Genomic DNA, 24,445 nt, shown 5'->3' with positions numbered 1-24,445 from the left:
ATGAATGATCCAAGAGGTTCAGTTTGGCGTAAATGGGATTTACAAGTACAAACCATTTTAGATGATGGTTATGTGTCACTGTCAAATTATTACAATGATTTAAAATCCCGAGATTTAGCCAAATGGGATGAGTTTGTTAATAAAGTCGGTGGTGAAGAAAATGCCTTAAAATATGATAGTAAAGAATATTTTTTTGGAAATAATGATGATGAGAAAACGCGATGCCAAAATTATGTTAGAAATCTTTTTGCATTTATATCTGTCTATAATCCCAAATTAGGATTGATTGGTATCACTGATCATAATTACCATCACAATTCACTATTGGATAGTTTTATTGATTACTCATCTAAAAGTAATCATTTGAAGGTTATTTCTGGTGTTGAAATCAATGCATCCGGAGTTCATATTCTAGCTTTTTTTGGGACGATCCCTTATGGTAAAACAACAATGTCAAAAGGGATTGAGACCTTTTTGTCAAGCATAGAAGTTCATAATCCTAAAACCAATGATGTTTTAACTGTATCGAAAAAATCGGTAACAGACGTACTTAAAGAAATTGTAGCTCAAGAGGGTTTATATATTTTTCCTCATTGTAATTCTGACAATGGATTGTTTCAAGAAAGAGGGAGAACAGATAGAACTCACTTATCAGATGTTTACAACTGGAAACCCGTCATTCTTTTACAATCAAGACATAAAAGAGATATAGAATCCTTATCAAGTTATATCCATAGCAAAAATGACGACTTACGATCTATCCCTGTTTTTTCAACATCCAATGACAGTAGAAAGCTTGAGGATATCGGGACTGCTGATTCAGATGGCAATTTCACATGGATTAAGGCTGATCCTACTTTTGAAGGTTTTAAACAAATAGTTTTCGAAAAAACAGAAAGGGTTCGTGTACAAAATATTGACCCTAACAAGGATTATCTCAAACCATACTTTTCTAATATAAAAATTGAGGACACGAAAATTTTTATGGACGGAAATGTGAAGTTCCGTACAAAAGAATTACCACTTAATCCTAATTTAGTTGCAATAATTGGTGGCAGAGGAACTGGAAAAAGCTTGCTCCTAGATGCGGTAGCAAAGACTTTCAATAAAATCAGTATAAATAATCGTGCTGAAAAAATTGCGATAGGAAATAATGATTTTCAAATAACTTATAAGAAACATGACAGTGAAGAAACCATCTATAATATTGAGGATAGAAATAACTTAGACTATTTACATATTCATCAAGGTGAGGTAAAAAGCATTGCAGATCCAGAAAATCCCGGAAAATTAGATACTGAAATTAAAAGCCTATTAAAACTTCCGTCGCATGACGAGGTGCAATCTGATTTTCCCGATTCCACAATTGAAAAGCTGATCAATGAAATATTTGATATTAAAGACTGGTTTAAATACAAAGACGATGATGGAAATTTATCCAATTCACCGGAGTACAATAAAGAGAAAAAGAAAGAGATAGAAGATCTTATTGGAACAATTACTACCGAAGAAAGCAAGAAGTTAATTCAACAATACATCGAGAATCTTAATCAAAAAAATGAAGCGTATAATCATATAACTATTGCAAACACGATTCTGGATGAGCTGAATGAATTTCAAAGTCAAAAAAATGAGGATTTATCATCTCTCAATGAATTGATAGAAGAAACGGATAAGAAAATTCCTACTATTGATTTTAAAAACCAAAAAGATGCAATAGAATCATTTATAGTGTCTAAAGAGACACAAATAAAGACCTTAAAAGCCGCTAATACTGAAATTGAAAAGTCATTTGAGGAAGAAGGAATAAAAGGAGATATCAGTACTTTATTAGAACAGCTCGAAATTTATCAGCGTGACATTAATGCTCTTGACCAAAAAATTAAAGAAGCTGAATCGAAAGAAAGTGAATTAAACCAAAAGATCACTAAAATAGGAGAGATTACTGATTCAATAGCGAGCACACAGCAAACATATATTGAAGAAATACAAAAAAGATGGGATCATTTAAAACGAGGTAAAGAGATTTGGAATGATGATCAGAAAGAATTGATCTCTCAACTTCTATTGGATGTTGAAATTGAAGCAGAAGAGAAGTTTAATTCTAAAACTTTTTATGATCTAATTTCAGATTATTTAAACCTCCAAAAATTCAGACAAACACAAACGCAAAGTCGACACGAGCGACTGTTGGAAACATTTAATATTCATGATCAAGAAAGCTTTAAACGCTTATTAAAAGGTGAAAAGATAGTCTCATTAGATGAAGGTGAACAGATTGGATTGACTGAGTTACTTGATTCCGATCTATTTGTTCGCGATGGGTCTCGTGAGTTTTTACGAGTCTGTTTGCTGTCGAGGTATAGGGAGAAATTCTGGAAAGTTTTATCGAGTTCTAAATACAAAGGAAAAGAAATATATCAACTGTCTGTAGGCCAAAGAGGTACTTTTTATGTCTGTTTGAAACTTGCAACTGATCCTTTTCTGAAACCCTTCATATTTGATCAACCCGAAGATGATTTAGATAATGATTTTATCATGAATGAACTGGTACCAATTTTTAAGAAAATTAAAAAATATCGTCAGGTTGTTATAGTTACACATAATGCAAACTTGGTTGTAAACGCCGATGCTGAACAAGTGATAATAGCAGATAATGAAAACGAAACATTAAGATACGAGTCCGGCGGTATTGAAAACATTACTATTCGGGATCAAATTTGCAATATCCTTGAAGGAGGGAAAGATGCTTTTACAAAAAGAGAACAAAAATATGGCTTTGTAAATATTTAGAGACTTAATAACCAAAGAATTTGTCCTCGTTTCGATAGACCATCTTCTCATTAAAAATTAATGGCTCTCAACTTTTTTACCCCACCCAATAGCAACCTTTTGCTAAAAAAATTAGTTTTTACACCCATTTTTACTGCAAGTGATTTTACTATGTGTGTTCACCCAATGAGATGGGTGTTTTCTGGTATCAACTCCACAGCCTGTTGTCCCACCTTTACTGCCACTATGTACTTCGCCGGTTGGGGTATGTTTTACAGCCATTTATTTTTCTCCAATTAGTTTTATGAGTAATTGCTAAAACTAATCTATCAATAATTTGCTCATAGTCAATAAATTCCATTTAAAACCACATACCTATGTGGTTAAAAAATCCCTGTATTATAATTATGTATGGCATTGTTAAAAATTTGTTCAAAAAATGTTGAGTACGACTAATCTTTCTTTAATACCTTTGTCATGACAATGGTGAAAATAAAATCACCTAATTCTACAGGCGAATATTTACATGTTAAAGGAACTTATTTTATATGCTGACGAATCCGTCAAAAGCGGAGAATTCTATTCTAATTTTTATGGGGGATGCTTAATCCGGAGCGGGGATTTAGAAACAGTAAAAGAAGCATTAATCAGCAAAACGGAAGAGTTACACTTAAACAGTGAATTGAAGTGGCAAAAAGTTACCTCTCAATACCTTGATAAGTATTTCGAGCTAATGGATCTGTTTTTTGATTTTGTCCAGGAGGATGTCATCAAAGTCCGGATTATGTTTATGCAGAATAATGTAGAAGCTGTTGGCATTGAAGAATATCACAAAGAGCATGAATATTTTTTACTGTACTATCAGTTTATTAAACATGCATTCGGTTTAGGGTATCTCCCTTCTCAAGATGATCCTATCCGTTTAAGAGTATATTTTGACCGTTTGCCTGACACGAAGGAAAAAGCAGCACTATTCAAATCTCATATCACATCATTATCAAAAGCCCCAGAATTTAGAAGAGTAGGTTTGATTATAAATGAAGACCAGGTAGCTGAAATAGATTCAAAGAAACATATCCTTCTTCAATGTACCGATATAATTTTGGGAGCTATGCAATTTCGCTTGAATAATTTGCACAAGGTAAAACCAAAAGGCTCTTATCGTCGTGGTAAACGTACCATTGCTAAAGAAAAGTTGTACAAATTTATTAATCAGCGAATCAGAGAGATCTATCCCAATTTTAATATTGGGATTACTACCGGAACCCAAGGTGATATACGAAATAGATGGCACCATCCATACAGGCACTGGGGCTTTGTACCTGCTAACCACAAAAGGGATGATTCTAAAACAAAAAGAAATGCCCCGTAGCTGCTATGAAATTAAATTCGTTTCCTAAGTGGAACTTAGGACTTCGCAACATACAGGGCACTACCTGAATATACTGTTAAACGTAGATTTTGACAAGGTATTTTTATTCTACTTGATCTGCATATAAAAATCACGCCTTATAGCTGATTCCCATGAATTCCCTCTTGTTTTTAAGATACCGCTTCCGGGAATAGTTCAAATAAAAAATCGTCAACAATGTGGGTAATTACCATTCAGCAAATATAGATTCAGGATTAACAGCTCGTTACTAACCTATGTAAGATAATGGTTATTCGGAAGGAAATTTACTGCATTATTGGCGAAATAATCATCAAGGGTATTCCTCATAATTATGTTGAAAAACATGTGTTTACTTGGTTTTTTGGGGCTATTAGAATATAATTAGGGGTATTAATTCTAAAAAAGCAAAAATGATTAATTTTATATCCATAAATCTAGAAAAAAATCCTCAGAATTCTAGTGATATATCCTCAAGTGGAGAATTAGTTTTATCGAATGATGTAACTTTCATCGCAGGTCCAAATGGATCTGGTAAGACACAAATATTAAAATTTCTTTCAAATCAATTTAATAGTGTTAATTCTTTGCCAGTTGGAACAAAATTTAGGTTTGAGAAGGAGGATATTGATTCTAAGTATGATCACATCATAAGCTCAAAAGTGAGTGAAGGGCATGATTATTTTGGTGAAGTAGTAGATGGAAACATTATAAACGCCAGGATTAGTGAAACTTCAAGTAATATCGTTCTTCCAGATTGGTTTAAATCTAATGACGGGAGTATTATTAGCCGGTCTTCTAAAGAAAGTGATGAATTATTTGAACTAATTGGTGAAGCAAGAATTAATCAGGCTTCAGGTAAAGTCATTAAGGTCAATGATAGTTTTAATATACCTGCCGCTTATTTTAAGATTCCGCACGCAAAATTTTTAGACGCAAAAAGAATGAGGAGTATTTCTATGGATCGTCATTCAACTCCTCAAGATTTCATTTTAAATCAAAATCCAAGTAATACTTCACCTAATGAACTATTCTCAATTCTTGAAACAGATCCTGAACTCGAAGTTGAAATACTAGCCAGAATTGAAGCTCTTACTGGCGTAAAAATTGATATCGAAAAAGAGGGGCGGCAATACAGCATAAAGTGTAGTAGAACAGGTAGAGATGGTAGTTGGGATTACAATTCTGAAGCAGATGGAATTATTAGTTTACTTGTTTTACTACCCTATCTTTACTCAGAGGTATTCCAAATTGTTTTTATTGATGAACCAGAAGCTCATTTGTATCCCGGACTTCAGCAAACTTTAAGGACCTTAATTTATGATGCGTGTGAAAAAACAGGGAAAAAAGTTGTTCTAGCAACACATTCTGAAAAAATTGTAGCACCACCAATGACCAATTTCCGAGATTCGGTCCATGTTACTATCCCACATCCAAACAGCCACGAAGTAATTCAACTTCGAAAAGCAATTTCAAATTTAGGTAATGATTCTTCTGAAATACATCAGTGGTTAAGTGAACAGGCTTTTGGAGACAACCAAGATAGTGTTTTCTCTTCATTATTTGCATCTGAAACAATCATTGTAGAAGGCCCCTTCGATATGATTTTTCTTGACCGTGTTGCAAGATTTGTAGGTAGAGAGTTTAGAGCTGGGTCAGTGGCTTTTCTCGAGGCTGGTGGTAAAGGTGGAGTGTATCGCTTAGTTAGGTTATTAAAATCTATGGGTAGACTTACAAAAGTTATTGTTGATTCAGATGTAGTTGAACAACCTGGGGTTTTACTAAACATCGCCCGCGAAATGGGAGATTCAAATGAAGTAATTAAGCAAGCAATTAATTCAGATAAAAGTTTCGATGAGATAAAGGCTTTAAGTCGAAATTTTGATATACATATACTGTCTCAACCAGGAATAGAATACTATTACCATGAAGAAGATAATCCACAAGACTTACATCATTCTTCACAAAAGCGTATCTCATTGATAAGAGAATTAAAATCATTGGAGGGATTAAGCTTTAATGAGGTCAGAAATAAGTATAGTGATCTAATTGCAATAATTGAGTCAGCTGTGCATAAAATGCCCTTAGAGTGGTTGAAGGCTCATTCTAGAGAGACTAATAAATTATTGGCAGAAATTTTACATGAATGGCGTTTCTTTGTTAATGAAAATGGTGATGATATTGAAAAATTAGAACTCAAATTAAAGCCATTACTACAAAGATTTGCAAACCATGAGTTCGATCAAGATAAAAACCTAATATTAACTCATCGATTTTTATCAGCTGTTAATTTAAAAATCAGCATAGATGACAATCCAGTAATGGTTAATTCAAAATGGATTGAAAATTTTGAAATATGAAATTCCCATAACTCTTTAACCGCAATGTAGGCGCGCCGTTGGTTCCGGTATTGCTTGTTTTATAATTTAAAACATTTATTACTTCATTATTTCCGCACCAGTTCTCCTTAATGTCTTTATTCAAAGAGATTTGAAATGTCCAAACACAAAAATCAACATTACATACCACAGTCATATTTGAATGCTTGGACTGATCCAGATAAACCTCCCAAATATGAGCCTTATGTTTGGATCTTTGATAAAAAAAGATCTGAACCAAAACGAAAAGCCCCATCCAATATATTCCATGAGAATAATATGTATACCATTTATGATGAAAACGGTGACAGGGACTTAAGATTAGAGCATGGGTTAAGTGAATTAGAAAGTGATTTTAGTGAGTTACGAGAACACGTCATTAGTAATCATGAAGAACTAGATAAGTATCAACAATTTTTGTTGAATGCTTTCATTTCTGCCATGTGGTCCAGAACTAAGGTTCAAAGAGAACACTTACGCAAGCAATGGGGACGACCTTTAAACTTAATGCGACAAATGAAAAAACAGTTGGATGAGGCTGATGAGCATGAGAGAAAAAAATTATTGAGTATGCCAAATCTTGGATCAACGGGTAAAGGCATGCGGTTAGATGATGTCGAGAAAATTGTTGATAAACCACTTCAAGAGATGCTTGAGCCAATGATTACTACAATTACTCCATTGTTAACAAAATTGGATTGTCTATTTTTCACTACTGATCATGAAGTTGGATTTGTAACATCAGATGCACCCTGCATATGGGCTGACCCAGCAGCACATAAAAGGCCACCAATTTATAGAGCTCCTGCTTTGATGTATGAAACAATAGAGATTACATTTCCAATTTCTCCACAAGTTTGTGTACTACTAAACAGACAATCTTTAAATGGGTATCGGAAAGCATCTTATCATGAACTCTCTGAAGTCAATAGACGAACTATTGGAAATTGTGGAGAACATTTTATTGCTAAAAAAAATAAATTAGAAGAGGAATGGACAGTGTAAAACTTGGCAGAACGGTTTCAACTTGGACTTGTTACAGTCTGTCTTTTCAGAATTAATTGGGTAAATAAAAGACCAAAACCGAAAAAACCTAAGACCGTTATTCTATTTCATTATTTAAATTAGTAGTAGTTTTGCTATCCGGGCGAACTTGTACATTTCCAGCCAGTATAGCTACTACTCCATACAAATACCCAATCGCTTCAACGATGGCCAGAATGATAATCACTGTTTCATCCAGCTCACCAGCATTCAATCGACCAGTGGTGATCATTCCTGAAATACCCAAACTGGTAAGTCCACTTTGAGCAATATCCTTTCCTTCCTGCGGAGTTTCCTTTCTGAATAGTGTAATAAGTGTTGGTACTGATTTGGCTAAATTGCGAAGTAGTTTTTTCATGTTTATCAAAGTTTAAAAGGGTTAATAAAGTTTAGTAATCCCCTCTTTCAAGGGACTGAATGCGCTGTTGGTGATTGTCTAATTCCTGGTTGGTTTGGATCTGAAAAGTCTCGATGGACTCTTTTATGAGTTCCAGATCCACACCCTGAATCTTTTGCTCCGCCTGTATATTGATCATCAGCTCATACCACCGTTTGATTTCAGCGGTTTGGTTGTTGATCGAATCGTAAATGCCTGTCAGAAACAGGCAAATGATGGTCGTAATGATCAGCTCTTTATACTTGCCGAGATAGGTTTCGGTGCTGTTTGCTTTGCTCATAGCGCTGGGAGTATTGCCGAATAGCTTCCGGTAGAGTTATGGTTTGTTTGTTCGTTTTGCAGTAGAAGGCTCCGGTGCTGGTGGACTGATAGTAGTACAGTCCATCAATCCGAAGCCAGCGAAGTGGACGTTCGCCAATCCTATGCCCGCTCCAGCCGTCAATGTGCAGGCCAATGGCCGGAACCTTTTCCCCGGTCAGCTTATGGGTGAACTGCCAGTCAAAGTACAGCCCCACTCCCTGAAAGGGCCATGTCGTTGCCAGAAGCCAATGTTTTAATGGAGAAGCCTGCCTGGTAAGCCACTGATCAAAAAGCAGGCAGTCGATCGCCAGCCCTTTCCCATGTGATTTGAGATCGTTATCACGCCAAGCTGAGGTGACGAGCATTTTAGTATTTGTCCAGTCTCTCCAGGCAAGAAACGACCGAAGGAAATTGGTGTCCATCCGGTCAATGTTTCCCTGAAGCTCAAAATCGGTTATGGAAAAATTGCCCCCATAGCTTTCTATAAGGGCAATGTAGTCGGCTCGTTTCATGGGCTATTTTTTGAATTTAAACCACAGAAAACCGGTTCCAAGGGCGATGGCTGCCGCTTTGTACTTCATGGGAACTTCGCCATTGATGTACTTCTTGGCTTCATCGACCAAATCCATTTTGGTGTTTTCAGCCTGGGTGTTTTTCACGTCCACTACGGGAGAAGAACCCAGTCCGGCTCCTGTGCATCCACAGCCACAACCAAGGCCGTTGTCAGAGGTATATGTTGATTTACTCATGTCTCAGTTTTTTTAGGTTAGCGTAAGATTTTGAAGAGAATTCCGGCTCCGACAATACCGGCTCCAGCCAAGGCGATCATCTTCTTATTGATCGGTGGTTTCTGTGTGGCCACGGGTTCACTTTTGGTGGAAGCAGGCTGAGTAGCAGCCGTTGGTTTTTTCGCCAGATCCCGCACTACCGGAGTTACTTTAGGTGGTGTGATTTTGGGCAGCCGTGGAAGAACCGGTTTCCTGATTCTGGGAGAAAGCCCCCGAGAAATGGAGATGGTTGGTCGCCGCAAGCGGTCAGAGGAAACAGGTTGAATAGCGGTGTCCATTTCTCCAGGGAGTGTTGGGTCTAACATCATTAGGCCCAGGCCGGGAGTGGTTTCATCGCTGTAAATAAATCCGGAAGAAGATTTCATGGTGGTTATCGTGTGTTAAAGATTTGGTAGGAAATAAATCCTGTGATGATTAGTGGAAGAAGTACCATACTTGCCGTTGAAGCCTTGGAGATGCCAAGCACGGATTCGACGATTTCTTTTCGGGCCAGCACATCGGAGGCGTAATTTTGCCCCGTAGTAACCAGATTTGGATCAACACCAGCGCTTATGGTATTTCGTACTTTGGTGTAGCCGGCATTGTAGGCAGCGACTGCCGGCGTGAGCCTGCCGTTAAATTTTCCGATCAAGTCGGCCAGGAACTTACTGGCGTAGTGCACATTCGCCCGGTGATCATTATTCGGTGTTGAACTGGTGAACTCCCTGTGGTATCGCCGGTCAATTTGCATGATGCCTATTCCATTTCCATGATCGCCCGTCCAGTTGCTATCCAGAGCGAGTCCCATATTGCTTTCTCGGGAGGCAATGGCCAAAAGCAGCGATACCGGAACCTTATGCGCTCGGGATGCTTCATAGAAGTACCCTAAGATGCCTTTAATTCGCAGGTAGCTAAGCTGGGAGGATATGGAAAGTGAGCTGATCACTAAACGATGGCCTTGCAGTTAAAGGTGACCTTCACGGTCTCACCGGCCCCAATAGTGAACTGATCCACGGGAGCCAATGCTTTTCGTGCCAGCAGGTGCGGGTGGATATTGATGGAGTTATTTTTGTTGCCGAACAAGCCAATCTCTCGAACGGTGATAGCGGTCGCACCCCGGTTTTCAAAGATTCGTTCTACCGGGAAGTACACTTCATTGGCCACATCATCGACTACCAAGTTTCCGATGTGCGTACCGTGATGAACCAACTGCCCATCCCCATAGCCATGTGGCACGCCATTCACCTCAGCATTTTCTGGAGTGAGCGAAGTATCGGTCATGGACACAAACTTGTTGGACTCGCCTACACGGACTCCAAATTGCCAACCTTCAAGATTACGATCGACATTGAAGTTTACTCCCGTTCCCCCGCCCCCTAAGCCTGCGGTAAAGTGGTATTCATTCTCCCAGTTATACTGAGCTGCCGGATTAGCGAGTCGGTGCAGGATATACATAAAACTTTCGGTCCACCCCCCATTCGTGCCAAAGGCATCGGTGTCCTGGTTGAAGTTTTCAATCATGGAAATAACTTCGTAGTCCAGAGATAAGGTTGAGGTATTCCCAAGACTAATCGGAGCCCCCAGCACGTCCCGAGCCATAAGCATATACGCACTTTTGGTATTGCCCGACATAATGCCGATTTCCCTAATATCCCGAATGGCCCCCGTCATGTTGGTAAACGGGCGGGAAAGGGTAAATTTAGAGCTTTCCTGATCGGTAATAAGAGAAGTAATAGAGACCGCCCCTTGGGTACACCCTCGCTTAAAATATCCCGGAAGACATAAGTCAGAGGCTTTTACCGGCTGATTACTCATGCCGATAATGGGCTCCCAGTTTATAGGCAGGTGGTAATCCCTGTCTGTCCAGGAATTTCGGTATTTAGCCGCAATCGAAACTCCAGAACTCCCGTCCCATACGCCGGTGAGGTGTGGTACAATTCCCCGAATGTAATATTTGTACGTGCTATGCCTGTCCAGTGGAAACTGGCCAATAGAATTATCATGAAAGTACACCCCATTCAATCCTTCTAAGCCAAGCACGCCTTGGATGGTGATCAAATCATGCTCAACACTGCTGTATTCATGGTACCTGTGAAGCTCAATAATAAGATCCTGTCCGGACTCCGTAATGCTGGTAATGTTACTAATTTCTTTGCGGGTACTATTCCCATCCCAGTAGTCATCCTGATTGGTTTTTCCCATCTGAATACGCATCCACTTGAGCAGATTGGCCACAAAGCTTTCGCATTTCATGCGGTACAAGTGTTTCTGCTCCAGTGACAGGTCGCAAAACATATCAAGTCCGCTTCCGGTTTTACCTACGTTTAAGTCCGTTGTGATTGTTTTTAAGCTCATGTCTTTATGCAAATATGGGTTTATGTAATGGTGTAGCTGATATTTGTTTTCAGCGAACTGCTGTTATTGGTGTTGATTTCCTTTACCGCATCGAGTGGTTCGGGGGGTGAATACTGGTGATCAAAATGGGCGGGCTGATCGGAAACAATAGGCTCGGTTCGGTATCCGGATATGGACGTGCCTGGAAAGTTGGCGCAGTCGATAACGGTAGTTTTGACGACTACCAGCTCCAGTTCGACTGGGGTTGTCATTTCGCCACGATTCTTAATTTCCAGATCCGGGGGAACCACGACCATGTAGATATCGGAAATACCTGATTTCCCATCTTCGGTCTTGGATCGCACCCTGAAATAATGCCGCTGATCGACCAAGGTCTGTGGCAGGTAGAGCTGGTGATAACGCACCATTTCTTCCGGTTCGCTGTGGTACTCCGGAGTCTGGAAAGGAACCGAATCATCAAAGCCCCAGTCAATTTGACTCGAAGCCGGTTCTCCGGTTGCCCATGAGATTAAAATGGAGCCGTCCACAAGCATACCGCTCACGACTCGCATTTTAAATGCTTCATTCATTCCATATTCCTGTCCGGTGATCTTACTCATCAGCTATTCCAGAAGATTTCCGTTACCAGCGCCTTGGACTCCGGCCCAGGATTGGTCTGCTCATCCCACAGGCCCATGAAGCCACCTTTGTATAACTCTCCGAAGTTCCGGATATCAAAATGAAGGGTTTCTCCGGCTCGCAGTTTAAAGGTGTAGTACTTGTCAGAGATGCGCTGGCTGTCGAGGGCAATCATCAGTTCGCCTTCACTGTTATTGTGAATAACGACGCCAAGACGATGGGGATTTTCGTTGACCAGTCGCACCGGCTGCTCGCCCTGTTTCATTACCGGTGAGATGGAGGAAGCAATTTTCGATTGCCCCGTAAAACTTCCGGAACGCTTTTGAATGTCCTTCACCAGCGCTTCAATATTAGTGGACAGGTCGCACAGCACTTTAATCAGATCATTGATCATAGGTTACACCTCGGGAGAAAACACTGTTTTCTGTTGCACGTAGCTCTCGCACAGAAAGCTTACTTCGGCGGGCTGGCTTCCAAAATTGGAGGCGTACACATCAAAGGGTACATTGGAGCCGACGACGAAGGGAACGTTGATGTACTTGTCATTGAACTCGTCGTTGAGTTGCTCTATGAAAATTTCATCCCGGACGGTGGTGTTGTACACTTTCATGGATGCGGTTACCGCTCCGGGGCGGTCACTACTCATGGCCATTCGCCGGACTTCCACATCCACGCTTTTGCTTTTCACGCCCAGGTCAATGTTTAGCCCGTTAACCGGAACCGTGCCATGACCGTACAAAAACCGGGGAACAGGAACGGAAGCTCCCATTTGCTGGTAGGCAGCGCTGAGTTTGCTAAGGGCAAACTGATCATAACCGACAAGCTGAATGTTGACGGTCTGCTTGGTAGTGCCTGTGTTGGCGAGTTCAAACACCACATGGTTATTCTTCTGAATAATGAACGGGGCAAATAATCCGTCAATGGATTTAAAAAGGTTGTGAACGACGGAAAGCTGGATATCCCGAAACAGGTACAGGTCTTCATTCAGGCGAGCCGAAATCAGGATCTTGTCCATGTTTGGGCTGAAGGGCAAAATTTTGCGCATGCCATAGCGCTCGCCACCCATGCCGTTCATAATAATTTGGGCGGTTGAACCCGCTTCAATGTCCGTGGACTTTGCCGGATTGTAAGCGGAGCTTTCTTTAGGTGGTAAAAAATTCTTTATGATTTTCATGGGATCTATTTCTGCTCATCTGATTTGAAATTAAAGACCCACCGGAACCAGAGACCTGATTCCGATGGGTTGGATGGATTACTCAACTTCTGCGACTACCAGAGAAGCTCGGAGCCAAAGTTGTCCCTGACCGGATTGCGTCCAGTTTTCGATCGTTGGGAAAACAGAGGCGTCATCAAAATGCACGGCAAGGGAAACCGTTTGATTGACGGCCAGATCGAAGGGATCGGCAAGGCGGTATTCACTGGCAGATTTCATGGTAACCAAACGGCGGTATTCGGCCACCGCGTCAACGGTGTTATTGGTGGCAGATGTATATTGAATACCGGTCCCCGAGAAGTTGGAAAACTCACTCATTGGAGCACGCAGGAATTCCTTGTTGTCGTTGTCTGCCTGAAGCAAGATGGCAGCGTCTTTGAGACCGTTCACAATGGCTCGTGCATCGATGCCATTTGCGGGGTCGTCTTCGATGAACTGTTTGGTAAGTTCAAATGAAAGACCGAGAATTCGACGTTTCATTGCACCGGGAAAAGGGTTACTTACATAATTGTCCCGTGTGAGTATTCGATCTGCATTAGCAGGAAAGAAATTTAGTACAGATTGGTTTTGCTGAACCTTGCGCGTGTCAAAATACGTTTTGATGCGAGCGGTAGCTGGAACAAGTGCTTTTTTAGAGATTTTATTGCTCATAACTGTGTTTTAAAAGGTTTAGAAGTTGGCTGATTGCCGTTTCGGTATTACCAGTACCCCTTTTGCAATGCAGAGCTATGAGACGTTGCCTTTATACTTCGATGGTGTTGTCTACCTCCACTGATGTTTCTATTTCTTCCACGTGGTGCGTTTTCTCCTGTATTTCAGGTAATCTATCATACACTTTATCATACAAGTAGCTGGATCCATCCATCAGACCTTGCTGGGGAGTCCAGTCGGGCATGACAAATTTTATCATTTCCATTACGCCTTGCACGCCCATACCCATGGCCAGCCCACGAACGTGTTTGTTCTTGGACATCAGGGTTAGGAGTACACCGGCGGTGAGCGGAATGCCCGCTCTGGTAGCCTGTTGAATGGTAGCAGAGGCATTGCCCGTCAGCAATGGGACGGCCAGAACATTCACCTGCGCTGCTACAGCTTGGCCACCAAGAATGTATCCGGCGGTGATCGCCTGCTGCTTGAATTCAGATACCGCTTTCTCGGTAGTTATTTTGCTTTCTTTTGCCATATTACTGCGTCGTTTGTTTGGGTTTTCGATAATTTGTAGCTCGGAAGGATTTTTGGCGAACACTCGCTCTTTCATAGGTGCCTTCGTTGGTTAGACAGGTTGATCAATTAAGAATGCCCCTGCCGTCTATGTTGACGTTTGCGATGATATAGACATCACCGTATTTGAATACCGGTCGCTTTCCCGCATCGAAGTAATGGAAATAATGGTTCGCTTTGCCTTTTTCGTCATCGGCGTAGATCACCTTGTCACTTACATACATAATGCGGTCGGCGTAACCGGCACTGAGTAGTTTCTCACCCGCTGGTGGAAACAGCTCATAATCGTAATCGTCCGCCGGGAAGTGATGAAACTCCTCAAACATCTCGGCGGCTTGTTCATTGTTGAATGCGCTTTTGGATAGGCGCATAAGCTTGGTCGGGAATACAAAAATGCTCGTTCCCTTTGCGTTGATAATCATGGCCAGATCGTCCTTTTCAGCTTCCATGCGCTGCATGTAGCCTTTCTCGTCAATGTATTCAAGCTCTTTGACGATGCCGGAATACACCAGCGGTTCCTCGTAAAGTGTTTTTAGCACGCCTTGTCGCTTGCTGGATTTCCCCGGCAGGCTACCAGCTTTGTTTTCCCGAAGCTGTGGAGCGCCTTTGGGGGCATTGCCTTTGAGCGAGCCCACATCACGCACGGTGATGGTTTTGCGGATCTTGTATTTCGGAGCGATGCGATTGATCTCTTCATAGAGTTCATTTCGATCATCGTAGCTTACCGCTACCAGCTGGTTGACCACATCGTTGAGTTCGATAACCGTTTTCTGATTCTTTTCACGGGTCTCTTTAGCCGCTTCAAGTTCTGCCTTGGTTGAGGCCAGAACCCGCTGAAGTTCGGCCAGCGTTTTCTCGGTTTGCCTGAGCTCACTTTTTAACAGTTCCATCCGGCTTTCGGCGGTGCGCACCCAGGCGTTTTCAAGGGCCAGGAATAACTGCGCCAGCTTTCGGGTGATAATGGGCTGCCATTTTTTGAGGGTGAACATCCCGATGGATCCTTTGAGCGCCTTAAAACTTTGCTCGTTGCCAGCCTCATCCTTTTTGGCTTTCTCGGACTCGAAGTCAACGCCATACTCGTCGTAGAAATCTTCTTCGGTGGCAACGATGTTTCCAAGGTTGCCGGAAATGGATTTGCCCTGCCCGGTTTTTTCTTCCAGCGTCCAGCCGAACGACTCGCCCAGCTCTTTGGCGGCCATTCGTTTGATGGAACCCCATGTCTGCTTGTTGTAAAACGAGCGGTCGGGAGTGTTGCTGTCGGGGATTAGGTGAAACCACACCCGCCCGTTGGCGTTGTTTTCGGGCACATCGAGCACCGTCTTCATGCGGTAGCCCGAGATGCGTTTGGAGTCCGAGCTTAGCTCAATGTCGAGCTGGTACGGCTCTCCATTCCAGCCATATTGCACCTGAAACAGGTTTTCCTGAAGGGCTTTTTCAGCCGTGGCCGGAAGCTTAGAGGCTTGCAAGGCCGATTCCCTCTCCACCACGTTTTTCATGCGCTGCTGTTTCTGCTCAATATCGGTGGCGGCCTGCGCCTGACTTGCCTCCAGTCGCTGAACTTCAGATTCCAGATTACTAATCCGGTCATCGAGTACGTTTTTCTGGGCCAGGGCTTCAAAGAACTCTTTCACTCTCGGGTCGGAGTTGGTAGCGGCTACCATCTGCTCATATTCCAGCGATTCGGAGTCCCCGCCCGTGTCCACTTCTCTGCCGGTTCCAAAGAACAGGTCATCAATCCAGCTCTGCTTTTTGGAAACCAGCTCCAGCCGGTACTGATCAAAGGAGTCCTGCATGAGGTAATAATGAATAGTTACCTCCCCATACTGATTGCCTTGACGTAGCCCACGGCCATTGCGCTGCTGGATTTGGGAAGGCGTGTAAGGAACATCCATGTGGTGCATGTCGGTCGTCCACTTTTGAAGGTTCATGCCTTCGGCGATGGATTGATTGCCAATGACCACCCGGTATTTTCCTTGGTTAAAATCGTCCTGAACCTCTTTCTTTAAAGCTTCTTTATCGTCCTTGCTGCTTACGGAATAGTCATCCCCATTTTTTTGGGTTCCAATGATGGAGCCGTTGATAATGGCGATCTGCTCTTTGGGAATACCGGCTTTCACCAGTTCGGATTTGATAAGCTGATGAAAACTTCCCCCCTCAGAGTTATGAAGACTAATCCAGTCGCAAAAGATGATCTGGTTGCGAATGGCGGTGCCGGATGGATTTGAACGGTTTGCCTGTATTTGTTCCCACCGCTCGTTGAGGTACTGAGCTCTCTTTATGGCCTCTTTTTCGCTGCCAAAGATGCCTTCACTCCAGGTGTGTTCGGGTTTTTGGGCCTCCAGAATATGCAAGGGTTCATAGGTCTGCTTCTTCTCATTCCAAACCACCCAGTAGCCGTCTTTTTCTTTTACCACCCCTTTACTGGTTATGACCTCAATATGAGATGGATTTGATCTCATATGTGGGGGCAAGCCAGCTGTCCGTTCTCTGCCAGGCCGGTTAAAGAAATCACCGTAGAGATCTTCAGAAACCATTTCGGGGCCCGGATTGGATCGTGCCCCGTAGGAAGCGGCCACGTTTTCCACCATCGCACCAAGTTTGAGGTACGAGCGGTCGATGCCTTCAAAGTCCTTGTCGTACACCCGCAGGTCGGTGGCAATCTTACTGCCATCGCCCGTTATCACAAGAAAATTATCCTTGGTTTCGCATTGCCGGTCTTTCATGCAGGCAATCACGTCATTGGCCCGCAGGATGATATCATCAAAAAGAAGCTTGTGCAGCTCGCTGGGTTCAATGATCACGTTTCGGGAGTTGGCTTTCGGGCGCTTGAATTTCGGCTCCAGTACTTTTAGTTTGCCGTCTTTGCCCTTTACGGTTTGCCCGTTTTCGTCCTGAATGTAATCGGGATGCTCTTTGTAAAACCCGATGAGCTGGTCATAGCTTTTAATGTCCATAAGCTCATCGACAATCTTGCGCATTTCGGGCAGGTTGTAATACCCAGCCACCACTCGCTCAGAGCGGTATTCCCCGTTGGTCTTTTTGACAATCTTTTCCTCTTCCCGGACAAACAAGTTGATGAAGTTGTCAAGGTTTTCAATTTCGTATTTAGCCAGTAAATCCGGGGCGCACAGGTTAAGCATGTGCCATACTTCCACTGGGGAGTTCACCACAGGTGTAGCGGTAAGTACAAACACATTTTTATATCCCACTTTGCTGAACAGCCAGCGGGTTTTCTGAAGGGCGTCTTCGGCCCGCTGGGAAGGTTTGTTGGCTGAAATTCCCAGCTTGGCAGCTTTGGCAGAGCCAAGGGCATTTTTATAGAAATGCGCCTCGTCAAAAAACAGGCAGTCCACCCCCAGCTCGTCAAAGAAAATATCGGTTTCCAGGCGTTTGGAGTGTGCCACATTGCGAAGCTTGGTTTCCCATTCTTCCATCTGCTTTTCCATGCGTTTCATCATGGACGTTTTGGCCGCCTTCGATATGGCCTGATCTTCTTCGAGCAGGTCTTCGAAGTTCTCCAGCATCTCGTTGAAGTAGTCGATGCGCTCGGAATAAATGCGAGCCTGTTCCGCCGGTGAAAGCGGAAGTGATTTGAAGGCGTGGTCGGCAATAAAGATGGCGTCCCAGTTATAAAGCTGGGCCATCGTAAGTTCTTTGTGCTTGTCGCCACCGCTCATTTTCATGTTGAGCACTTTGGCGTCGGGAAATAGCATCAGGTATTCCTCCACCCATTTTTCCTGCACTTTTCCGGGCACGACAAACATGGGTTTTCGGGCCGCTCCCTGCTGGAGCAGCACCTGCGAGGTGATGATGGAAGCCAGCGTCTTTCCGGCTCCCACATCGTGGCAGTTGGCCCCTTTGCCGTTCCACACCAGTTTTTCGGCAATGGCACGGTTGTGCTTGTACACGGTGAAATCCTTCACACCGTAAAAGGTGTCGCTCATGCCCCGAACCCGAAGCGTTCGCCCGTCAAAAGGCGGGTTAATAACGGCGTTATAGGTCTGGTTATAGGCGGTTTCGATAAGCGAGCGCACTTCTTGAGAAGCTTTGGTGCGCACCCAGTTGTTGAACTTTTTGGGCACGTGCGTGAGCATCCGATTGTTGTTCTGGCGCTGAATTTTTCGCGCCCGTTCAATAAGCATCTGGCCCCGTTCGCCTTTCATCGACTGCGCTTCTTTGAGCGTCATGGAAGGCATCAGGTTATCGTCCTCATCATAGAATTTGAGCGGGAACGTGCTGTCCTGAATGTAGGAGTTGATGATTTTGGTGAACGACGTCTCGCCCCATCCGAGGTTGTTATCGTCGGGGGTTTCATCGCCCGTTCCCACATACCGGCCCCATTTTCGGAGCTTCATGTAAAACCGGTTTCCAAGATCGGCTTTGTCTTTGACCAGGCCAATTTCCACCCGGTCGTAATTCATTTCGCCAGCAATCCACTCCTCAATGGCTTTCGCTGGCAGGTAGGTAAAAATATGCTGTGGGTCAACGGTAATGTTATATACGTCAATCCATTCAGGCACCACTTCTTCGAGCGCTTTGATATTCTTTTCCAGCTCATTCTCCTGGGCGAGTTGAAGCTTCTCCCGAACATTACCGGCTAAATACTGATAGCGGAATTCGTACGTTTCGGTGACCGGATTCCAGTAGAAGTCGGGATGGGATTCCAGCGCTTTTTCAAGCTCCTCCTTGGTGGCAGTACCCCCTTTATACACCGACTGGTAAAAATCCATATCCAGCGTCTCGCCTATGCTTCGGCCAAACATAGCCAGCTCAGCCAGGTCGTCGGAGTCTTTCACCGCCGGAACATAATTGCGGTTGAACATCGAATCCGCATCAATAATATCAGCGTGCACCAACTCCCCGTTAAGCGGATCTCGTTTTACCAGTGTGGTAAGTTTGTACAGGCGGTTATCGAATTTGAAGACCTTTCGCAGATCCTCATCTTCATCGGGAATCCCGTAGGTTTCAATGTGCGTAGCCAGTAGCTCTTTAAACTCTGCCCGAAGCGCCTCTTTTTCCGGCGTTTCCTGTGCCAGCGCTGTTATATAGTCCTCGTAGGCGTCAAGCAGCTGGCAGGCCGAGGAAATACGGCTGGTAAGTCCGGAGCCGCCCCCGAGGGTGAGCCGCTTATAAAATCTTCGCTGCCTCTCATAAAACTTCCCTTCATGGAAGACGATGTTACCCGGATGATAATTCCGGGGCAGATCAAGCATAATGCCATCATCGGGAATGTTGTACAGGGGCATTTCATCCGGCAGCGGGTAGGGAAAGGTAAGCCCGTCAGCCAGTACTTTATCAATAGCAGAGCTGTTTAGCTCGCCTTTAACGCCCATTCGGGAATAAAACTGGACATGATGCCCTTGAATATGCTCGCCCAATACGTGATCGGGATGCTCTTTGTAATATGGGTTATAAAAGGCGGTGTAGGTTTCCCCGTTGTAGGACACCTGACTTTCAATAAGATCGTCCTGGGCAAACAGGCGGTTGAGTTTGGAGTCCTGGTCTGGATGACGTTCTCCGGCATGTTCGGAGTACTTTTGAAAGAACAGGATATCAGTGGTTACCGTGGTATCGGCGTTGTCTTTAAACGCCGTTGAGGGAAGCCGGTAAGCGCCCACAAATTTTGCCCGTGCGATCATAGCTTGCCGGATGGATGGATCTTTCTTATCCATCGTGCCGGTGGAAGTGATCACGGTCAAAAAGCCACCCGGTTTAAGAGCGTCCAATGATTTAAGAATAAAATAATCGTGAATCCGTGGGCTGAGGGGTGCCAGTGGATCTCTTTGCGTATGAATCTTTAAATCCCCAAAGGGCACATTACCCACCACGCCGGTAAGGTTGTACAAAGATAAATCCGTATCGGCAAAGTTCTCATGGCGAACAGTCTGCATCGGGTATAGAAGTCTTGCTATGCGGGAGCTAATGGCCGAACGTTCCACCATAATCATACGGTATTTCTGGCGGTCGGGAAGAAATCCGGCAAAATTGCCCACGCCCGAACCCGGTTCCAAGATATTACCACCAGCAACACCCATTTTTTGAAGCTTATTCCAAATGAGTTGCACTACGGGGTAGGACGTATAATGCTCGTTAAGAAGTCCCCGTTTGGTTTGCTCGGTGGATTCGGTGTAGCCAAGACCACCGGCCCCGGTGTAAGACCGAAGCACTTCAATGTCGGCATTGGTAATCGCCCGATCTTCTTTTTGGAGTACGGCAATGGCCGATTCATTGGCTTTTCGGCGCTCGGAGGCCGTGAGTTTAATGGGGGCGTATCCCGAAAGATCAATATCGGTAAACCCAAAGGTTGACTGGGATGACTCTTTTTTGGGCTGCTTGGGGGGCTCCGGTTGTTCGGTGGAGGCACTGTTAAACACCCCGTCAAAATCGACGCCAATAATCTGCCCGTGCGCCCTGAATAACCCGAGCGCCTCCTCTTTGTATTCGGAGGGAAATTTATCCAGCTGAAACGCTAGGGCCAGTTTACGTGTGGTAAGCTCAAAGGCGGTTTGGAGTTCTTCCAGCTCAGAACCCGGATTCCCGCGCAGGGTGAGCTGCTTTTCAAGCTGGTCAAGGTTGGTGAGTTTAGGGTCAATTTCTTTGGCCGCCTGCTCGTCTCCCTGGTCGGCTTTCCAGGCCATATCGGTAAGCTGCTCCAGCAGCGCTCCGTTAAGCTGCCCCACTTTATACGGGTGGTGCGAGGCCGCCGAGATCATGGACATGCGTTTGGTCTTCACCTGAATTTCGACCGGAAACTCCCCATCCACGATGAGTATAAAATGATGGGCTCGGTAGCCGTTGGCGGGATTTTCGTATTTGTCTTCATGCTCCCAGACCTCACCAAGGGCGCCCGATTGAATGCGCTCAACGATGGTATCTACCTGCGATTGAGTTTCCACAATAGCCATACAACCGGCGACATCGGTCAGTCCCGTGGTATATTTTTCTCCGGCTTTGGTGGCTATTTTTTCGGTAAAAGGAAACCGCTTGCGTATGAGTTTTCCGAGGGTGGAATACACTTCCTTGATGCGCCCTTTAACCACCAGCGCCACATTCATCTTTATGAGGCTGTTCATGACGCTTTTCAAGGCCGGGATGTACCGGTTTTTGGTTTCGATAACCGCCTCGATCTGAGGAGCCAGCTCGGCTTCGGAAACCGGGGACGTATCCCCCGGAGTCAGCGGATTGGGATCGTCGATGTTGACAATCCCGTCGGAATCCCAATCGCCCAGCCAGTGATCAAAGTCGTCTTTGGCGATGTAGGAAATCTGGTCGATATTTGTTTTTGTGATCGGCATAGGGTTAGCTAAGAACTTTCTCTAAAAAGGTGTCAAGTTTGGTCTGGCTCTTTCGGGCCGCTTCCAGATCAACCGCTGGTTTGCTTTTCTTAGCAGCCGCTTTTTTAGGTTGAATGTTCTTTTTGGCCTTGGTTTTAGGCGCAGCTTTCTTTGGGGAGGCTGATTTCGCTTTTTTGACCGGAGTTTTCTTTTTGCTCTTCTTTTTGGCTGGCAGGCAATCCGGTTTGGAGCCTTGCTGCCTTTCCTGCCTCCGGTACTCACGAGCGCCCAATACTTTCTTGGCATGATCCTGAGCCAGAATCTGAATCTCTAAATTCCCATGCTTTTTGACGAGCTGTGCCCAAGAAGCTTTGAAACCGCCTTTTGCCCCTTCGGTGCAGATTTGGGTTTTAAGCTGCCCGTCAATGAGGAGCTCAACGATGTACCGCTTATTCAAATAGTCCGGTACGTATCGAATGCTGAGGGTAGCCCGTTCGGATTCTCCGGAATGTTTTTTGGCGTAGCATGGCATTTTGGAGCCGAGCAGTGAATTCACCCGCTTCCAAGAGCGAAGCTTGTGAAGGGCGTCAATTTCTTTGAGCGTTATGGTAAAGGGAAGTTCAACGGGGTTTTCTCTCGTGTTCAAGTCGTTTTCCTCATCCGTTTCGGGTTCTGGCTTTTGGGGTAGATCTTCTTGGGATCCGGCATGGCTGCCACCGGCATCTTTTGCGGTGAAAGGCACGTCAATGGCATTCAGCATCTGGTAACGGTTCTTTTCGGTTTCAGCCAGTCCCTCTTTGGTGACTTTGATTTCGATATCGCACTCATGAGCGATGCTGGTATTGCCTTTGTATTTTCCGTCTTTGGTAGCGTGGGCGACCATAACAAAGCCTATGCCTTGCTCGCGGCACCACTGGGCCAGTTCGACCGTAGAGGTATCTTTGGCGTCGATTACAGAGATAGAATCCAAAAAGCAAAACGCCGACCTGTTCTTCAGTAAGGTTTCCTTAAGAGAGCTTATCGATTTCCATTTCGTGAAATTCAAGTTGGAATGAGTAGCCCGGAGCCGTTTGACACGGTCAACCAAGGTCTTTCCAAAGTGTTCTTCGGCTGGGATATATTCGACCCGCCCATGTTTAGCCAGCGCATTGGCAAGACCAAGGCTAAAGGTGGATTTTCCGGCCCCTTTCTCTCCCCAAATAAAGATCACAGCGTTCTTTTCCGGCTCGCCCAATAAGGTGCCGTAGGGTTCACTGACTTTGATCCCTTTAATATTGAGTTTGGATAGTTCCTGGGCGGAGAGGGTATTCAATCCACTCATTTTCTTTTGCTCCTGAATTTTTTAACCAGCACAAACAGCCCACCGATGGCAATGCCTGCCATGATGGTCTTTTTCATTATGTGTGAGTTTGCATTGCCTGATTGCACTATTCCAGAGGAGGAAGGGATATTCAGCCGCTGGAGTAGCGCCTGATCCACTACACCTGTGACTGGCAGGGAGAATCTTCGTTGAGCTTGCCGGACAGCCGCCTCTGTTTCGAGGCCAAACTTTCCATCAATGCCATATTGAGGCAGTGCAATTCCCATGTGCTGAAGGGCTGCCTGTAACCGCAAAACCTGTTGACCGGAGTCGCCTTTTTTGAGTGTCATCTTATTTCTTTGGTTTAAACATTCGTTGAGCGGCTACACCGATGGCAATACCAACCAGTAACAGTGAGCCATTTTTAATGAGGGAAGAAGAGACAGTGTCGGATACCACCTCATCGACTTCGAGTTTCTTCGACATAGCCACCAAATCCACGTACTCGAAATAGTCATCAATAACCGAAGCGTTTTGCTGATACACGGTGGTGATGCCCTGCTTGTCGGTGGTGAGATTGGCTAAATTCAAACCCATTGTGGCAAGTTGACCTCTGCGACCACTGGTTACGTCCTGAAGCTTTCCTGCAAACACCTTGAACGCATTCTGTGATGTATTTTGCAGGTAGTCTTCTAAGCCATGCAAAGCGGAATCCGTATGTGATATAAATCCGGATCTCATTGGGAACTCCCTTTTGGTGCTAAGGCTTTGACTCCGGCCCGTAGTCCGGGAAGCATGGGAGCCAAGAAATACAGTCCTGCGCCCACACCGGCAATCACAATCACACGTTTAAGGAGCGTGTTAACCTCACCAAGAGTAGATCCGGGACCCAGTTCCGGCATTTTATACCAGGACTCGGTGGGGGGAGAATACACCCCTGACTTTTGTCCTTCTTCCACGCCCAAATCCAGCGATATAGGCATGGATTTGTCAATCATATCCTTTGCTGAAAGATTACTGGTGTCCACTCCATCGGGGTACAATTCAAACACCACCTTATGACCGGAATTCGGCATAAACGAGCGGTCAAACACAAGTCGCGCCTGCGCACGGCAATTATCCATCATGGACGTGCGAAAACGCTGGACACCCAAAACCTGCCCGCTTTGATGGGAACGAGCCACAACCAGTGCGTCGGGGCATTGTCCCCAACTGGCCAAAAATGGTACAAACAGCACTTTTCCCCAATTGCGGAAGGTTTCGATTTCCAGATCCAGCGAAAATGGAATCCCGCTTGCCGGATTTCCCGATGAGGGGTTTCGTCCAATAATGCGGAGCTCAGCACTATCTGAACTGATGATATTGCTGGACAAAGTTAGGCCGCCAAAACCGGTATCTGTGTAGCTGGATTGCATA

21 protein-coding genes are annotated in these 24,445 nt (G+C 44.4%); 4 read left to right on the top strand and 17 right to left on the bottom strand.

Going from position 1 to position 24,445, the window contains the following annotated elements:
- From U5J89_RS14510 to U5J89_RS14495, 4 genes are all read left to right on the top strand, one after another.
- Complete coding sequence (locus tag U5J89_RS14510; RefSeq protein ID WP_322576365.1) at positions 1-2,793, top strand: TrlF family AAA-like ATPase; 2,793 nt, start codon at positions 1-3, stop codon at positions 2,791-2,793.
- A 505-nt stretch (positions 2,794-3,298) separates the two neighbouring features.
- On the top strand, positions 3,299-4,144 hold the full coding sequence (locus tag U5J89_RS14505) for a DUF3800 domain-containing protein (protein ID WP_322576364.1): 846 nt from the start codon (positions 3,299-3,301) through the stop codon (positions 4,142-4,144).
- Between the two features lie 431 nt (positions 4,145-4,575).
- Positions 4,576-6,522, top strand: coding sequence for an ATP-binding protein (locus U5J89_RS14500; RefSeq protein WP_322576363.1), 1,947 nt, complete (start codon positions 4,576-4,578; stop codon positions 6,520-6,522).
- A 135-nt stretch (positions 6,523-6,657) separates the two neighbouring features.
- On the top strand, positions 6,658-7,545 hold the full coding sequence (locus U5J89_RS14495; RefSeq protein WP_322576362.1) for a DUF4238 domain-containing protein: 888 nt from the start codon (positions 6,658-6,660) through the stop codon (positions 7,543-7,545).
- 97 nt (positions 7,546-7,642) lie between these two features.
- Here U5J89_RS14495 and U5J89_RS14490 read toward each other — a convergent pair whose 3' ends face one another.
- The 17 genes from U5J89_RS14490 to U5J89_RS14410 all read right to left on the bottom strand — a co-directional run bounded on the left by U5J89_RS14490 (position 7,643) and on the right by U5J89_RS14410 (position 24,444).
- Entirely contained in the window at positions 7,643-7,942 is a 300-nt protein-coding gene (locus U5J89_RS14490) for a hypothetical protein (protein ID WP_322576361.1), read from the bottom strand.
- Positions 7,943-7,973: 31 nt separating this feature from the next.
- Positions 7,974-8,261 (bottom strand): hypothetical protein, encoded by a 288-nt coding sequence (locus tag U5J89_RS14485; RefSeq protein WP_322576360.1) that lies wholly within the window; start codon positions 8,259-8,261, stop codon positions 7,974-7,976.
- Positions 8,218-8,793 carry a hypothetical protein gene (locus tag U5J89_RS14480; RefSeq protein WP_322576359.1) on the bottom strand — a complete coding sequence of 192 codons (576 nt, stop codon included), beginning with the start codon at positions 8,791-8,793 and terminating at the stop codon, positions 8,218-8,220. The genes U5J89_RS14485 and U5J89_RS14480 overlap by 44 nt, the downstream gene beginning before the upstream one ends.
- A gap of 3 nt (positions 8,794-8,796) precedes the next feature.
- On the bottom strand, positions 8,797-9,030 hold the full coding sequence (locus U5J89_RS14475; protein ID WP_322576358.1) for a hypothetical protein: 234 nt from the start codon (positions 9,028-9,030) through the stop codon (positions 8,797-8,799).
- A gap of 17 nt (positions 9,031-9,047) precedes the next feature.
- Positions 9,048-9,434 carry a hypothetical protein gene (locus U5J89_RS14470; protein ID WP_322576357.1) on the bottom strand — a complete coding sequence of 129 codons (387 nt, stop codon included), beginning with the start codon at positions 9,432-9,434 and terminating at the stop codon, positions 9,048-9,050.
- Positions 9,435-9,439: 5 nt separating this feature from the next.
- Positions 9,440-9,994 (bottom strand): transglycosylase SLT domain-containing protein, encoded by a 555-nt coding sequence (locus U5J89_RS14465; RefSeq protein WP_322576356.1) that lies wholly within the window; start codon positions 9,992-9,994, stop codon positions 9,440-9,442.
- A complete protein-coding gene (locus tag U5J89_RS14460) occupies positions 9,994-11,403 on the bottom strand; it encodes a hypothetical protein (protein WP_322576355.1) in 1,410 nt (469 codons plus the stop codon). The genes U5J89_RS14465 and U5J89_RS14460 overlap by 1 nt, the downstream gene beginning before the upstream one ends.
- A gap of 20 nt (positions 11,404-11,423) precedes the next feature.
- A complete protein-coding gene (locus U5J89_RS14455) occupies positions 11,424-12,002 on the bottom strand; it encodes a hypothetical protein (RefSeq protein WP_322576354.1) in 579 nt (192 codons plus the stop codon).
- Positions 12,002-12,415 (bottom strand): hypothetical protein, encoded by a 414-nt coding sequence (locus U5J89_RS14450; RefSeq protein ID WP_322576353.1) that lies wholly within the window; start codon positions 12,413-12,415, stop codon positions 12,002-12,004. Before U5J89_RS14450 ends, U5J89_RS14455 begins: the two co-directional genes overlap by 1 nt.
- Positions 12,416-12,418: 3 nt before the next feature.
- Positions 12,419-13,195 (bottom strand): hypothetical protein, encoded by a 777-nt coding sequence (locus U5J89_RS14445; RefSeq protein WP_322576352.1) that lies wholly within the window; start codon positions 13,193-13,195, stop codon positions 12,419-12,421.
- A gap of 78 nt (positions 13,196-13,273) precedes the next feature.
- Positions 13,274-13,885, bottom strand: coding sequence for a hypothetical protein (locus U5J89_RS14440; protein WP_322576351.1), 612 nt, complete (start codon positions 13,883-13,885; stop codon positions 13,274-13,276).
- A 91-nt stretch (positions 13,886-13,976) separates the two neighbouring features.
- Positions 13,977-14,492, bottom strand: coding sequence for a hypothetical protein (locus tag U5J89_RS14435; RefSeq protein WP_322576350.1), 516 nt, complete (start codon positions 14,490-14,492; stop codon positions 13,977-13,979).
- A 28-nt stretch (positions 14,493-14,520) separates the two neighbouring features.
- Entirely contained in the window at positions 14,521-21,750 is a 7,230-nt protein-coding gene (locus U5J89_RS14430; protein WP_322576349.1) for a helicase-related protein, read from the bottom strand.
- Between the two features lie 4 nt (positions 21,751-21,754).
- Complete coding sequence (locus U5J89_RS14425) at positions 21,755-23,041, bottom strand: hypothetical protein (RefSeq protein WP_416208543.1); 1,287 nt, start codon at positions 23,039-23,041, stop codon at positions 21,755-21,757.
- A gap of 5 nt (positions 23,042-23,046) precedes the next feature.
- Positions 23,047-23,379: a peptidoglycan-binding domain-containing protein gene (locus U5J89_RS14420; protein ID WP_322576347.1), complete on the bottom strand. Its 333-nt coding sequence runs from the start codon at positions 23,377-23,379 to the stop codon at positions 23,047-23,049.
- A gap of 1 nt (position 23,380) precedes the next feature.
- Positions 23,381-23,770, bottom strand: coding sequence for a hypothetical protein (locus U5J89_RS14415; protein ID WP_322576346.1), 390 nt, complete (start codon positions 23,768-23,770; stop codon positions 23,381-23,383).
- Positions 23,767-24,444: a hypothetical protein gene (locus U5J89_RS14410; protein WP_322576345.1), complete on the bottom strand. Its 678-nt coding sequence runs from the start codon at positions 24,442-24,444 to the stop codon at positions 23,767-23,769. Before U5J89_RS14410 ends, U5J89_RS14415 begins: the two co-directional genes overlap by 4 nt.
- Position 24,445: the final 1 nt, after the last annotated feature.

Origin of the sequence: Fodinibius sp., assembly GCF_034521915.1 — a bacterium.
Taxonomy (GTDB): Bacteria; Bacteroidota; Rhodothermia; order Balneolales; family Balneolaceae; genus Fodinibius.
This window is presented reverse-complemented; position numbering and strand designations above follow the sequence as displayed.

What these genes read in the sequence shown, in the direction of transcription:
- U5J89_RS14440 (WP_322576351.1), bottom strand. Translation starts at nt 13,885, where the DNA reads ATGAGCAATAAAATCTCTAAAAAAGCACTTGTTCCAGCTACCGCTCGC.
- U5J89_RS14480 (WP_322576359.1), bottom strand. Translation starts at nt 8,793, where the DNA reads ATGAAACGAGCCGACTACATTGCCCTTATAGAAAGCTATGGGGGCAAT.
- U5J89_RS14445 (WP_322576352.1), bottom strand. Translation starts at nt 13,195, where the DNA reads ATGAAAATCATAAAGAATTTTTTACCACCTAAAGAAAGCTCCGCTTAC.
- U5J89_RS14495 (WP_322576362.1), top strand. Translation starts at nt 6,658, where the DNA reads ATGTCCAAACACAAAAATCAACATTACATACCACAGTCATATTTGAAT.
- U5J89_RS14505 (WP_322576364.1), top strand. Translation starts at nt 3,299, where the DNA reads ATGTTAAAGGAACTTATTTTATATGCTGACGAATCCGTCAAAAGCGGA.
- U5J89_RS14455 (WP_322576354.1), bottom strand. Translation starts at nt 12,002, where the DNA reads ATGAGTAAGATCACCGGACAGGAATATGGAATGAATGAAGCATTTAAA.
- U5J89_RS14430 (WP_322576349.1), bottom strand. Translation starts at nt 21,750, where the DNA reads ATGCCGATCACAAAAACAAATATCGACCAGATTTCCTACATCGCCAAA.
- U5J89_RS14510 (WP_322576365.1), top strand. Translation starts at nt 1, where the DNA reads ATGAATGATCCAAGAGGTTCAGTTTGGCGTAAATGGGATTTACAAGTA.
- U5J89_RS14470 (WP_322576357.1), bottom strand. Translation starts at nt 9,434, where the DNA reads ATGAAATCTTCTTCCGGATTTATTTACAGCGATGAAACCACTCCCGGC.
- U5J89_RS14415 (WP_322576346.1), bottom strand. Translation starts at nt 23,770, where the DNA reads ATGAGATCCGGATTTATATCACATACGGATTCCGCTTTGCATGGCTTA.
- U5J89_RS14460 (WP_322576355.1), bottom strand. Translation starts at nt 11,403, where the DNA reads ATGAGCTTAAAAACAATCACAACGGACTTAAACGTAGGTAAAACCGGA.
- U5J89_RS14475 (WP_322576358.1), bottom strand. Translation starts at nt 9,030, where the DNA reads ATGAGTAAATCAACATATACCTCTGACAACGGCCTTGGTTGTGGCTGT.
- U5J89_RS14435 (WP_322576350.1), bottom strand. Translation starts at nt 14,492, where the DNA reads ATGAAAGAGCGAGTGTTCGCCAAAAATCCTTCCGAGCTACAAATTATC.
- U5J89_RS14410 (WP_322576345.1), bottom strand. Translation starts at nt 24,444, where the DNA reads ATGCAATCCAGCTACACAGATACCGGTTTTGGCGGCCTAACTTTGTCC.
- U5J89_RS14450 (WP_322576353.1), bottom strand. Translation starts at nt 12,415, where the DNA reads ATGATCAATGATCTGATTAAAGTGCTGTGCGACCTGTCCACTAATATT.
- U5J89_RS14420 (WP_322576347.1), bottom strand. Translation starts at nt 23,379, where the DNA reads ATGACACTCAAAAAAGGCGACTCCGGTCAACAGGTTTTGCGGTTACAG.
- U5J89_RS14490 (WP_322576361.1), bottom strand. Translation starts at nt 7,942, where the DNA reads ATGAAAAAACTACTTCGCAATTTAGCCAAATCAGTACCAACACTTATT.
- U5J89_RS14500 (WP_322576363.1), top strand. Translation starts at nt 4,576, where the DNA reads ATGATTAATTTTATATCCATAAATCTAGAAAAAAATCCTCAGAATTCT.
- U5J89_RS14485 (WP_322576360.1), bottom strand. Translation starts at nt 8,261, where the DNA reads ATGAGCAAAGCAAACAGCACCGAAACCTATCTCGGCAAGTATAAAGAG.